At 66.7% G+C, this 12,990-nt stretch carries 11 protein-coding genes; 7 read left to right on the top strand and 4 right to left on the bottom strand.

Translation table 11 applies throughout. From position 1 onward, the window contains the following. Positions 1–2: 2 nt before the first annotated feature. Positions 3–1,070 (top strand): ABC transporter ATP-binding protein, encoded by a 1,068-nt coding sequence (locus tag ABID26_RS18370; protein WP_126096566.1) that lies wholly within the window; start codon positions 3–5, stop codon positions 1,068–1,070. Positions 1,071–1,079: 9 nt separating this feature from the next. Here the strand turns inward: ABID26_RS18370 and ABID26_RS18375 are convergent, their stop codons facing one another. From ABID26_RS18375 to ABID26_RS18385, 3 genes are read right to left on the bottom strand one after another with little or no spacing between them, the layout of a single operon-like run. Beyond that, positions 1,080–1,931 (bottom strand): TIGR01459 family HAD-type hydrolase, encoded by an 852-nt coding sequence (locus ABID26_RS18375; RefSeq protein WP_354416020.1) that lies wholly within the window; start codon positions 1,929–1,931, stop codon positions 1,080–1,082. Continuing rightward, positions 1,928–3,202, bottom strand: a complete 1,275-nt coding sequence (locus tag ABID26_RS18380) for an FGGY-family carbohydrate kinase (protein WP_126096564.1) — start codon at positions 3,200–3,202, stop codon at positions 1,928–1,930. The genes ABID26_RS18375 and ABID26_RS18380 overlap by 4 nt, the downstream gene beginning before the upstream one ends. Positions 3,203–3,206: 4 nt before the next feature. After that, the gene (locus ABID26_RS18385) at positions 3,207–4,247 is read right to left on the bottom strand and encodes a class II aldolase/adducin family protein (protein ID WP_354416021.1); all 1,041 of its coding nucleotides are present in this window, start codon (positions 4,245–4,247) and stop codon (positions 3,207–3,209) included. Between the two features lie 192 nt (positions 4,248–4,439). Between ABID26_RS18385 and ABID26_RS18390 the strand changes: the two genes are divergently transcribed. From ABID26_RS18390 to ABID26_RS18415, 6 genes are all read left to right on the top strand, one after another. Next, a complete protein-coding gene (locus ABID26_RS18390; RefSeq protein WP_126096562.1) occupies positions 4,440–5,222 on the top strand; it encodes a DeoR/GlpR family DNA-binding transcription regulator in 783 nt (260 codons plus the stop codon). Next, positions 5,219–6,595, top strand: coding sequence for an FGGY-family carbohydrate kinase (locus ABID26_RS18395; RefSeq protein WP_126096561.1), 1,377 nt, complete (start codon positions 5,219–5,221; stop codon positions 6,593–6,595). The genes ABID26_RS18390 and ABID26_RS18395 overlap by 4 nt, the downstream gene beginning before the upstream one ends. After that, complete coding sequence (locus ABID26_RS18400) at positions 6,592–8,136, top strand: sugar ABC transporter ATP-binding protein (protein WP_354416022.1); 1,545 nt, start codon at positions 6,592–6,594, stop codon at positions 8,134–8,136. The genes ABID26_RS18395 and ABID26_RS18400 overlap by 4 nt, the downstream gene beginning before the upstream one ends. Next, the gene (locus ABID26_RS18405) at positions 8,133–9,131 is read left to right on the top strand and encodes an ABC transporter permease subunit (protein ID WP_126096559.1); all 999 of its coding nucleotides are present in this window, start codon (positions 8,133–8,135) and stop codon (positions 9,129–9,131) included. The genes ABID26_RS18400 and ABID26_RS18405 overlap by 4 nt, the downstream gene beginning before the upstream one ends. A gap of 83 nt (positions 9,132–9,214) precedes the next feature. After that, positions 9,215–10,153 carry an ABC transporter substrate-binding protein gene (locus tag ABID26_RS18410; RefSeq protein ID WP_126096558.1) on the top strand — a complete coding sequence of 313 codons (939 nt, stop codon included), beginning with the start codon at positions 9,215–9,217 and terminating at the stop codon, positions 10,151–10,153. Positions 10,154–10,223: 70 nt separating this feature from the next. Further along, positions 10,224–11,117, top strand: a complete 894-nt coding sequence (locus tag ABID26_RS18415; protein ID WP_126096557.1) for a sugar phosphate isomerase/epimerase family protein — start codon at positions 10,224–10,226, stop codon at positions 11,115–11,117. Between the two features lie 7 nt (positions 11,118–11,124). On the opposite strand, the gene ABID26_RS18420 is transcribed toward ABID26_RS18415, so the two are convergent. Next, on the bottom strand, positions 11,125–12,924 hold the full coding sequence (locus tag ABID26_RS18420) for an ABC transporter ATP-binding protein (protein ID WP_354416023.1): 1,800 nt from the start codon (positions 12,922–12,924) through the stop codon (positions 11,125–11,127). Positions 12,925–12,990: the final 66 nt, after the last annotated feature.

The raw sequence follows: 12,990 nt of genomic DNA on the forward strand, positions 1-12,990 counted from the left end.
CGATGGCCTCCGTCACGCTGCAACATGTCGAGAAGGATTACGGCGCGCTGCGCATCCTGCATGGCGTCGATCTCGAGATCGCCGATGGCGAGTTCGTCGTGCTGGTCGGCCCGTCCGGCTGTGGCAAGTCCACGCTGCTGCGCATGATTGCCGGCCTCGAGGAGGTCACCGGCGGCGAGATCCGCATCGGCGAGCGGCTGGTCAACGACGTGGCGCCGAAGGACCGCGACATCGCCATGGTGTTCCAGTCCTACGCGCTCTACCCGCATATGGACGTCTCCTCCAACATGGGCTTCAGCCTGATGTTGAAGAAGGCCGAGAAGACGACGATCGACGGCAGGGTCGGCGCCGCCGCCAAGCGGCTTGGGCTGGAGACTTTCCTCGGCCGCCTGCCGCGCCAGCTCTCCGGCGGCCAGCGCCAGCGCGTCGCCATGGGCCGCGCCATCGTGCGCGACCCGAAAGTCTTCCTGTTCGACGAGCCGCTGTCGAACCTCGACGCCAAGCTGCGCGTCCACATGCGCGCCGAGATCAAGGCGCTGCATCAGCAGCTCAAGACCACCTCGGTCTATGTCACGCATGACCAGGTCGAGGCCATGACCATGGCCGACCGCATCGTCGTCATGCATGACGGCTACGTGCAGCAGGTCGGGCATCCGCTGGAGCTTTACGACCGGCCGGCCAACACCTTCGTTGCCGGCTTCATCGGCTCGCCCGGCATGAACTTCTTGCCGGCAAAAGTCGCCAAGGGCGGCAAGGTGGATGCCGTGCTGGCCGATGGCCAGAAGCTTAGATTGCCCGATGGCCTGCCGCTGAAGGACGGCGATGCGCTCACCGTCGGGCTGCGGCCAGAGCATATCCGCTTGGCCGATGACGGTGCGCTCAAGGCCGAGGTCGAAGTGGTCGAGCCGCTGGGTCTGTCGACGCAGTTCTACGTCAGGCTGGCCAACCAGCAGGTTTGCGTCTTCGTCATGGGCCGCAGCAATGTCAGGCCAGGCGACACGGTCCGGCTGTCAGCCGACCCGGCGGCGCTGCATCTGTTCGATCCGGCGAACGGAAACCGGATCGGGTAAGTCCGCGGATCAACGCCAGCGGAAGGCATCCAGAGTGTAGTCGGGCCACGCGCCGAACTCTTGGAAAAGCCCGGTCAGGTCGCCGGCATCGGCCAATATCCCCGACTTGACCAGCGCGGTCGCCACGCCGGCAGCGCGGCCTCCCGCGATATCGTGCTCGACGCTGTCGCCGACGCAGATCACGTTGCCGCGCGCCGGATTTCCCGCAAGCGCCAGCGCCGCCTCATAGATCGCCGGATCGGGCTTGCCGATACGGGTGACGCTGCCGCCAAGTCTCTCGTAGAGATCGGCAATTTCGCCGGCGCCGAAGCGCGGCCCAACCGCGGTCAGCATGATCCGGTCGGGGTTGGTGCAAAAGCATGGCACCCGTCGCGCCGCGATCGGGCCCAGCAGCGTGCTGTAATAATCGAAATCGTAGCGGTCGCCCTCGCTGGCGGCGAGCAGCACCAGCTCTGCGTCGTCGCCGCGTTCGGTCAGGGTCAAGGGCAAGCCATCGATCGCCGAACGGTCGCCGTCGCGGCTGATCAGCAGGCATTTTGTTCCCGCCCGCAGCGCGCCCGAGTCCACCATGTCCTTGAAAATGCGCCAGGCGACCTCGCCGGACGAGACGAAATGGTCCCAGCTTCCCGGCTCGAAACCGAGCTTCAGCAGCCGCCGTTCGTTGGGCTCCGCCCGCCTGCCGGAATTGGAGACCAGCACCACCGTCTTGCCGGCGCGCTTCAGTGCCGACACGGCTTCGACCGCCCCCGGATAAGCCCGCTGCCCGTCATGCAGCACGCCGAATTGGTCGAGCAGGAACACGTCGTAGCGTTCGGCGAGCGCTCCGATCCCATCGAGATGCCTGGCTTGCGTCGTGCTCACAGCAGCCCGGCCTCCGTTGCGCCCATCAGCGCCAGCCTCGCCGTACCGGCGGCCGCCTCGTCGGAGAGCGCCGGTAGGAAAGCCACACCAAGTTTGCGCCGCCGGATCTCGGTCCAGACGGCATTGGCGGCGCCGCCGCCGACGCTGCGTACCGATGTCAGCCGGGGCGTGCCGAGCTCGGCAAGCCTCTGGTAACCGAGCGCCTCGATGGCCGCGATGCCTTCAAGCATAGCCTTCAGGTAATCAGCATCGGATTCCGGCCTGGGCAGAAGGCGCGGCTTGAGCGTCGGATCGGCAATGGGGAAACGTTCGCCGGCCGAGGCGAGCGGATAATAGTCGAGGCCGGTCTCCGTCGCGGCGTCGATCGCGGCGCTGAGCTCGATGATGCGCGCGAGCGAAAAATGCTGGGCAAGCACCTTGCCACCGGTGTTCGAAGCGCCGCCGGCCAGCCAGGCGTCGCCGAGCCGGTGGCTGTAGATCCCATAGCGCGGCGCGAAGATCGGCCGGTCGGACAGGATCTTGATGGTCAGTGACGATCCAAGCGCAGTGACGCCCTCGCCGGTGTCCGCCGCGCCCGTCGCCAGGAACGATGCGCAGCCATCCGTCGTGCCGGCAACCACCGCCACCTCGCGCTGCAGCCCGAACAGATCGGCTGCGGCGGCCGTGAGCCTGCCGGTCACGCTACCCGGCCTGGCGACGGCGGGTAGCAGCTCAACGCGCATGCCGAGCTCTGCGATCCAGTCCGGCCAGCTGCGCTTCTCGGCATCATAGCCGGTCTTCAGGCTGTTGTTTTCGTCGCTGACGTCGAAGCGGCCCGAGAATTGCCCGGCGATCCAGTCGGCCTGGTGCAGCACCGCATAGATGCCGGGCAGGCGCTGGAACCAGAGCGCCTTGGCAAGCCCGGATGTCGCCCCATGCGCGGCGCTCGTTTGCGGCGCCGTGCGGGAGATCGCGGCAAGGATGGCGTTGTCCGAAACCTTGTCGTTGTACATCAGCGGCTCGGCCAGCGGTCGTCCGGCGCCGTCGACCGGCAGCAAGGTGCCCGACGTGCCGTCGACCGCGATCGCGCGCACCGCTTTGCGATCGATGTGCGAGAAGAGCTCCTTCAGCGTCGCCTCGACCGCCGCCCACCAGACGGAGGGATCGCGGCCGTTCGCGCCAAAGCGCTCGAGCGGCACGGCGGCGCGCGCGGCGATGGAAAAATCCGGGTGCATGGCGACGGCGCGCGACCCGGAGGTGCCGATGTCGATGCCTATTGCAAGCGGCGCCATTCGACTAGCCCGCGGTGTTGAGTTTCTGGCGATACTGCTCGGCATCCCAGTTGACCAGCTCGTCATTGTCGGCGGCGGTGAGATAGTTCAGCCGGGTCGTGGTGTCGATCCGGGCGGTGACATCGGCAAGGCAGCGCTGCATGGCGTCCGCGCCGGAGCTGGCATCGCGGCGCATCAACACGCCGGCGCCGGCAAAGAGGATCGCGGCCGGGTTCGTGCCCAGCCGTGCAATGACGTCGGCGACCTGCTCGCCGGGCCTTGCCACCACCGAACCCTGGCCGAGGAAGATGACATGGTCGGGATAGAGGCTGCCGGCTTCGGCCATGCGGCGGCTGTCCGCATCGAGCGCCACGGCATGCGCCTCGACATCCGCCGGCAGTCTGTAGCCGCTGTCGCCGGCAAGCGCCGTCAGCGCGGCGGTATCGGCGTTCGCCACCGCGCGCGCCGGGCGCGCGAGCCGCGATCTGACCCGATGCAGCAGGCGCTCCGCCCCGGCCACGGTCTCGGTCGCGACGACCAGCCCGTGATTGCCGAGAATCAGCACGTCGACCCCGGGCCGAAGCTGCTCGGCAATGGCGTGGGCAAGCGGCAGGCCCGGACGGCGATAGGGAACATAGGCCCATTCGATGCCCTCGAGACGCCGCGCGGCCTCGCTTTCACAATCGGCCTGGACCGCAAGCGAGATCGTGTCGACGCAGTGGACATGCAGCACGACCCGCTGCGGCATCAGCGCGTGCACGGTGGTCTCGATCGACGGACGCAAGCCGCGTGGATTGAGGGCGCCGATCACAAAAGCCTGCGGCTTGTCGGCGGCCGGATCGCGCCGTTCGACGGCCTCGATGAGGGGGCCCATCGCCACCGGCACCATGATGTCGTCGGACAGCGCGTCCTTCAGCCAGGTGCCGGAGGCCTTGATCCACAGCGTGTCGCCGGCCTTCAGCGAAGTGTTGCCGCCGGCCGCCTGCGTCAGATGCGGGTTGCTGCCGATCCTGGCCGAAAGCGCCCGCAGGGCGACCAGTTCCTGCGCGTCAGCTTCGGTCGCCATGGCGCTTGTCCTCCAACGGCTTGGCCTTGTTCTTGCACGATCTCCCGTCGCCGGGAGCGATGGCGCTGGTATCGCAGATGCGAGCGATCTCCGTCAACTGTGATCTAGTATCGTCAAAACTGACTTGCAATCTGGCTAATGTTGAGTAAGTTGCACCATTGCCGTGAAAATGGCACTTCGGGAGGAAAAGGGTTGAGCGAACCCGGCCGCCAGCGTCAGATCGTCGAGCTCTTGCGGGACCGCCCCTTTGCATCGGTGCGCGAGCTGCAGGAGCGGCTTGGCGTTTCGGCCGCGACGGTCAGGCGCGACATCGACAAGATCGACGAGGCCGGTGAGGCGCGGAAGGTCTATGGCGGTATCTCTGCTCTCGATGGCGCTGCCCATGCCGGGGTCGCCTATGCCAGGCCCTATGACGAGAACCGCGATCTGGCGGTGGACGCCAAGCGGCAGATCGCCGCCGCCGCCGCCACCATGGTGCGCGACGGCGACGCCGTCATCGTCCATGGCGGCTCGACCTGCTTCCATCTCGGCGTCAAGCTTGCCGACCGCAACATCCGCCTCTTTACCAATTCCATGCCGCTTGCTGCCTATCTCAGCGACCACGGCCATTGCAGCCTGACCATCGCCGGTGGCGATCTGCACCGCGAGCCAGGCATCATCCACTCGCTCACCCAGGCCGTGCCTTTCTACGCATCGAAATTTTTTCTCGGCGCACAGGGCCTCGGCCATGAAGGCGTGCTGGAATCGCATCCGCTGCTGGTACGTTCGATCGTCGATCTCAGCCTTTGCGCCGACCAGATCGTGGTGCTGGCCGACAGCCGCAAGCTGTCGATCCACGCCCGCAACGTCGCGCTGCCGCTGTCGCGCATCGGCACGCTGGTGACCGATGACGGCCTCTCCGATGCCGATGCGCGCATGCTGGAAGATGCCGGCGTCACCGTGCGCATCGCCCCGTCCGCGGGAGCCGTACAGTGAAGATGGCGGTGCTCGATTTCGGCAAGACCAATTCGAAGCTGTTCGTCTTCGGCCAGGACGGGCGCATCGTCGATGAGCGGCGCACCAAACCCGACTGGATACGCAAGGGCGGCCTCAGTGTGCTCGACGAGGCGGCGCTGCATGACTGGGCGCTCGATGCCGTCAACCAGGCCGCCGACGGTCATGGCATCGAAGGCCTGATGGTGTCGGGCCATGGCTGCACCTTTGCGTTGGTCGACGAAACGGCGCTGACGCATCCGATCCTCGACTACGAGCAGGAGCCGCCCGCCGAAATCGCCGCGCGGATCGATCGCCGCATTCCCGATTTTGCCGAGACCTTCTCGCCGCGCCTGCCACTCGGCTTCAATTACGGCCGCCACATGCTGTGGCTGCAGGAAGTGGAACCCGGCGCCTTCGCCGCGGCGAAGGCGATCCTCGGCTACCCGCAATATTGGAGCTGGCGCTTCGGCGGTCGCGCCGTTTCGGAAGTGTCCTATCTCGGCTGCCATTCGCATCTGTGGGCGCCGCGAAAGCGCGACTTCTCCTCGCTGGTCGATGCCGAAGGCTGGCGCGGCAAGATGCCCGCCTTCGCGCGGGCCGGCGCCGTCACCGGCGAGCGGCGGCTTGGCCAGGCCGGCAGACCGGTCGCCATTCACAACGGCGTCCATGACAGCAACGCCGCGCTCCATGCGTATCGGCGGCAGGAACTCGGGCCGCTCACCGTGGTGTCGACGGGCACCTGGGTAATCGTGCTCAATCCGGACTGCCCGCTCGACGCGCTCGACCGCGACCGGGACATGCTGGTCAATGTCGATGTCGATGGCGGTCCGGCTCCCACCATCCGTTTCATGGGCGGGCGCGAATTCGCCGTGATCAGCGGCAACTGGCAGGGCGCGATCGCGCCGGCCTCGATACAGCGCGCGATCGACGCCGGCGTCATGGCGCTGCCGAGCTTTGCGCCTGGCGGGCCGATGCCCAGCCGGACAGGTGAAATTGTTGGGCGTGTCTCCGATGCCGAGGAACGCGCGGCCGTGGCGCTGCTTTATGTGGCGCTGATGATCGATCTGTCGCTCGACCTGATCCGTTCGCGAGACGCCGTCATCGTCGATGGCGGCCTGAACGCGGGCGGCCTTCTCGCCGGGCTGTTGGCCGCGCTGCGTCCCGGCCAGTCCTTCCTGCAGGGCGCCACGCTGGAAGGCAGCGCCACGGGCGCGGCCGCTCTCGCTTTCGAGAGCGTCGGCCGCGAGTTTGCCGCCGACATGCCCGAGCCGGTGCGTGTCGCAGGCTTCAAAGGCCTTGCCGGCTATCGCGACGACTGGCGCGGTCTCATTGCCGAACGCGGCATCGCCGCTCCGGCGGGAGGCGCGCCATGACCGCCGTCGCCCGCGTCGAGGCAACGCAGCGGCCGGTCTTGGAGATGCGTCACATCTCCAAGACCTTCGGTCCCATCCGCGCCCTGCAGGATGTGTCGCTGACCGTCAGCGCCGGCGAGCTGCACGCATTGATGGGCGAGAACGGCGCCGGCAAGTCGACGCTGATGAAGGTGCTGTCGGGCGCCTATCGGCCTGATGCCGGCGGCGAGATCCTGATCGATGGCGCGCCCGTCGCCACCGGCGATCCGATCAAGGCCCGCGCCCATGGCATCGCCGTCATCTACCAGGAGCTGTCGCTGGCGCCGAACCTCACGGTGGCGCAGAACATCTTCCTCGGCAACGAGCCGCGCAGGTTCGGCATCGTCGACCGCGACCAATGCAACCGGCGCGCCAAGGAAATCGTCGAACGGCTCGGCGTCTCCTTCTCGGCACGCGCCTTGGTCTCCAGCCTGTCGCTCGGCGAGCGCCAGCTGGTCGAGATCGCCCGCGCGCTGTCGACCAGCGCCCGCATCATCGTCATGGACGAGCCGACCACCTCGCTGACTTCGCGCGAGACCGACAGGCTGTTCGAGGTGATCGCGACGCTGAAGGCGCAAGGCATCGCCATCATCTACATCAGCCATCGCATGGAAGAGGTCTACCAGCTCGCCGACCGCGTCAGCGTGCTGCGCGACAGCGGCTATGTCGGCACGCTGGAGCGCTCCGATCTCAACGCCTCGCGCCTCGTCTCGATGATGGTCGGCCGCGACCTTTCGGCCTTCTACAAGAAGGATCACCGGCCGCCGGACAGCAAGCGCAAAGTGGCGCTGTCGGTGCGCGGCATGTCGGACGGCAGGCTGCTGAAGAATTGTTCCTTCGACCTTTACCACGGCGAGGTGCTGGCGTTGGCGGGGCTGGTCGGCTCCGGCCGCACCGAGCTCGCCAGGCTGATCTTCGGCGCCGACCGGCGCAGCGCAGGTGAGCTGGAGCTCGACGGCAAGCCGCTCGCCATCGCCTCGCCGCGCGAGGCGCTCGATGCCGGCATCGCCTATCTCACCGAGGACCGCAAGGAGCTCGGCCTGTTCCTCGACATGTCGATTTCCGACAACATCAATATGGGCGTCCTTGCCAAGGATGCGCGCCCCGGCGGTTTTCGCGATTTCGCCGCCGCCGACCGGCGTTCCGCCAAGGCAATCGCCGACCTCTCGATCCGCACCGGGTCGGCGCGGGCCAATGCCGGGTCGCTGTCGGGCGGCAACCAGCAGAAGGTTCTGCTCGCCCGCCTGCTGGAAACCGAGCCGAGGGTCGTCGTGCTCGACGAGCCGACGCGCGGCGTCGACGTCGGCGCCAAGTCGGAAATCTACCGGCTGATCGACAGTCTCGCCAACAAGGGCATCGCCATCCTGATGATCTCCAGCGAACTGCCGGAAGTGATCGGAGTCGCCGACCGGGTGCTGGTGATGCGCGACGGCGCCATCGCCGGCGAGGTGACGGCGTCCGCAGGCGAGCCGCTTCACCAGGAAGCGATCATGGAACTTGCGACGGGAGCGGTTGAGCGATGACCGACAGGACAACCGTGACGACGACAGCGGACCAGGCGGCGGTCAGGAGCCGGCGGCTGCGCACGGCCTTCGCCGCACTCGGCATGCTGCCCGTCCTGGTGCTGCTTGCAGCCGCCTTCCAGTTCATCAATCCGCGCTTCCTCACCGGCACCAACCTGCTCATCGTCACGCAGCAATCGTCGATCAACATCGTGCTCGCCGCCGGCATGACCTTCGTCATCCTCACTGGCGGCATCGACCTCTCCGTGGGCTCGGTTCTCGCCGCCTCGGCGATGGTGGCCGTGCTGGTGTCGCTGGTGCCGGACTGGGGCATGCTCGGCATTCCCGCCGCCATTCTGATCGGCCTCGGCTTCGGCGTCGTAAACGGCCTGCTCGTCGCCTATATCAGGCTGCCGCCCTTCATCGTCACGCTGGGCTCGTTGACCGCGGTGCGCGGCGTCGCCCGCCTGCTCGGCGAGGACACGACGGTATTCAATTCCGACCTGCCCTTCGACTTCATCGGCAACGGCTCGCTGTTCGGCGTTCCGTGGCTGGTCATCATCGCGCTGACGGTGGTTGTGCTGTCCTGGCTGGTGCTCAAGCGCACCGTGCTCGGCACCTGGATCTATGCGGTGGGCGGCAATGCCGAGGCGGCGCGGCTGACCGGCATCAAGGTGCCGCTGGTGCTGCTCTTCGTCTATGGCGTCTCCGGTCTGCTCGCCGGCCTCGGCGGCGTCATGTCGGCGGCGAGGCTCTACGCCGCCAACGGCCTGCAGCTCGGCCAGTCCTACGAGCTCGATGCCATCGCCGCCGTCATTCTCGGCGGCACCAGCTTCGTCGGCGGCGTCGGCTCGATCTGGGGCACGCTGATCGGGGGGCTGATCATCGCCGTGCTCTCCAACGGGCTCATTTTGGCCGGTGTCTCGGACATTTGGCAGTACATCATCAAGGGATTGGTCATCATCGTGGCGGTCGCCCTCGACCGTTACCGGCTCCAGGCCGGAGCAAGAACGTGATTGACCTCGGTCGCCGGCCCAAACGAGCCGGATTGTGTGTAACGCACCGTGAGAGGCGCGGGGCAATCGGAGGAAGCAAGTAAATGAAGACCATCGCCAAACTGCTCTGCGGCGCTGCCCTCGCGGGCCTTGCCGTCGCGCCGGCATCGGCCAAGGACCTTAACAAGGTCGGCATCTCGGTCGGCCTGCTCGGCAACCCCTTCTTCGTCGCCACCATCAAGGGCATCGAGGACGCGGCCAAGAAGATCAATCCCAAGGTCGAGGTGACGTCGGTATCGGCGGACTACGACCTCAACAAGCAGGTCTCGCAGGTAGACTCCTTCATCGCCGCCGGCGTCGACGTGATCATGCTCAATGCCGTCGATGCCAAGGCGATCGCGCCTGCCGTCAAGAAGGCGCAGGCAGCCGGCATCGTGGTGGCGGCCTTCGACGTTTCGGCGCCAGGAGCGGACGTGACCGTGATGACCAACAACGTCAAGGCCGGCGAGGAGGCTTGCCAGTACCTGGTCGACCAAACCGGCGGCAAAGGCAACTACGTCATCCTCAACGGCCCGGCCTCGTCCTCGATCCTGGAGCGCGTCAAGGGCTGCAAGAACGTGCTCTCGCAGCATTCGGACATCAAGATCCTGTCCGACGACCAGAACGCCGAAGGCTCGCGCGACGGCGGCCTGAAAGTGTTCCAGTCGCTGCTCACCCGCTTCGACAAGATCGACGCGGTGTTCGCCATCAACGACCCGACGGCGATCGGCGCGCAGCTCGCGGCCAAGCAGCTCAACCGCTCCGAATTCATCTTCACCGCGGTCGACGGCGCGCCCGATATCGAAAAGGAGTTCGCCTCCGGCACCTCGATGATCAAGGCGTCTGCGTCGCAGGATCCTTATGTCATGGCCGGTCAGTCGCTGACGATGGCGGCCGAAGTGCTTGCCGGCAAGAAGCCGGCCGAGCCGGTCGTCCTGCTCGATCCGAAGCTGATCACCGCCGAGAACCTCAAGGACTACAAGGGCTGGACCGCGGCCCGCTAACGCCGCCCCCCCAAGGCTGGCGCGGCCGGGTCGACCCGGCCGCGCCGTATCCCATCGGACGGAGACGATCATGTCGCGCATTGGAATCCATTCTTTCGTCTGGTCGGCGAGCTCAGCGCAGGCGGACCTCGAACGCACACTGGTCGACACCAGGAAGGCCGGCTTCGATCTGATCGAGTTCTCCTATCTCGACCCGGCCGACGTCGATATCGCCAGGCTGGCCAAAAGCATCTCCGATCTCGGCCTGGGGGTCGCGATCAGCATCGGCCTGCCGGCCGACGGCGACATCTCCAGCCCCGACAAGGCGGTCGCCGCGCGCGGCGTCGAAATCCTGAACCGCACCATCGCGCTCACCCGCGATCTCGGCGGCCGCAAGGTCGGCGGCATCCTTTCGGCCAGCCACGGCTTGCAGACCGAGCCGCCGACGCGCGACCAGTGGAACCGCAGCGCCGGAACGCTTGCCGGGGTTGCGGAAACCGCCAAGGCGGCCGGCGTCACGCTCAATCTCGAGATCGTCAACCGCTTCGAAAGCAACCTGCTCAACACCGCCGCGCAGGGGCTTGCCTTCATCGAAGACACCGGCTCCGACAACATCTTCCTGCATCTCGACACCTTCCACATGAACATCGAGGAGGCTGATGTCGGGCTCGCGATCCGCCATGCCGCGAACAAGATCGGCTATGTGCATATCGGCGAGAGCCATCGCGGCTTCCTCGGCACCGGCAGCATCGATTTCGCCGCGATCTTCGATGCGCTGACGGCGATCGGCTATGACGACGACCTCAGCTTCGAATCCTTCTCCTCCGAGATCGTCGACGAGAACCTGTCGCGGAAGACGGCGATCTGGCGCAATCTGTGGATCGACAACATGGAGCTCGCCCGCCATGCGCGCCGCTTCATCGACGTCGGCCTGGAAACGGCCCGGCGCAAGGCCGAGCTCGTCTCGGCCTCGCAGAGACCCTGATAGCTCATCACAGCTCGTCGCGCCGCCAGCAGGCGATGAGATGGCCGTCGCCCGTATCGGTGGAGGCCGGCTCCGCCTCCCCGCATAGCGGCGAGGCAAGAGGGCAGCGCTCGGCAAAGCAGCATCCCTTGGCCGGTTGGGTCTCCCCTGGGATCCCGGCCTGGATTGAGACGGCCTGCGCGGCGTCGGCGGACGCGGCCAGAAGCAGCTTCGTATAGGGGTGGTTGGGACCCTTGAAGACCTGCTCGGACAAGCCGGCCTCGACCAGCCGGCCGCGATAAAGCACGCCGATCCTGTCGGCCATGTAGCGCACCACCTTGAGGTCGTGGCTGATGAACAGATATGTCGTGTCCTTCTCGCGCTGCAGGTCGTTGAGCAGGTTGAGGACGGTCGCCTGAACCGAGACGTCGAGCGCCGAGGTCGGCTCGTCCAGCACCACCACTTTCGGTGCGCCGGCAAAGGCGCGTGCAATCGCCGCCCTCTGTCGTTGGCCGCCGGAGAGCGTGCGTGGCTTCTGTTCGGCGGTCGTGTCCGCCAGCCGGACCGAGCGCAGCAGGTCGGCGACGCGTTCGCGCGCCCGGCTCCGGCCAAGCCCGGCAAGCCGCCGCAGCGGCCGGCTGATAATGCGCCCGATCCGGTGGCGCGGATTGAGTGTGCGGTCCGGCGACTGGAAGACCATCTGCACGTCACGCCGCTCGCCAGGCGCGCGTTTCTCGGCGCGTGCCGCGACCGTCCTGCCGAACAGCTCGACCGATCCCTGGCTCGGCGTCTGCAGGCCCGTGACGATCCGCGCCAGCGTCGATTTGCCGGAGCCGGATTCGCCAATCAGGCCGAAGGTTTCGCCTTGCCCGATGCGAAGCTCGACATTGTGCAGCACGGCCTGCGAACCGAACGAATGGCTGATGCCCTTGCAGGCAATGGCGGTCTGGCGTTCCGCGTCCGGACCGGTTTGGCGAGCGGCCGCCTGGATGCGACCTGCCGTGTCGACCTCGGCCAGCCGGCCGTCCCGCTTGGTGAAGTTGAGCGCCGGAATCGAGGCGATCAGCGTCTTGGTATAGGCATGGGTGGGGTTTTCGAAGACATCGTGCGCATCGCCGCTCTCGACCACGGCGCCCGACTGCATCACCGCCACCCGGTCACAGGAGCGGCGGATCAGGTTGATGTCGTGGCTGATCAGCAGGATGCTGGTTTTGTGGTCCCGGCGCAGTTCGTCGAGGATCGCGATGACTTCCGACTGCACGCTGGCATCGAGCGCCGTCGTCGGCTCGTCCAGCACCAAAAGAGCCGGGTCGAGTGCGATGGCAATGGCGATGTTGGCGCGCTGCTGCATGCCGCCTGACAACTCGTGCGGATAGAGATCGAGCGCCCGCTCGGAATTGCTCACCCGCACGCGCTTGAGCAACTCGGCCGAACGCCAGCGCGCCTCATCGCGGCGGATCGGACGATGGCGCATGATCGTCGCGCCGATCTGCCGGCCGATCGTCATTGCCGGATTGAGCGCGGCGCCCGGATGCTGGTAGACGGCGGCGATGCGGTCGCCCCTCAGGCCGCGCAGTTCCTCGCCGGAGAGGCTTCTGATTTCGCGGCCCTGGAACTCCAGCGCCGAGGCGGCCAGCCGGGCATTTCCCGGCAGGTAGCGCAGTATGGCGAGCGCCACCGAGCTCTTTCCCGAGCCCGACTCGCCGACCAGCCCCAGCGCTTCGCCTTGGCCTATCGAGAGCGACACGCCGTCGACGGCGGATTGCCATCCTCTTTTCCCGCCATAGGCGATGGAAAGTTTTTCCACGTTGAGCACAGAAGGGGACATCAAGACCTCGAAACCACTTTCTTCCGGCGCCCTCATCAGGGGCAATCGCTTCCGCTTGTCGAGTAT

This window comes from Mesorhizobium shonense, from assembly GCF_040545255.1.
Taxonomy (GTDB): Bacteria; Pseudomonadota; Alphaproteobacteria; order Rhizobiales; family Rhizobiaceae; genus Mesorhizobium; species Mesorhizobium shonense.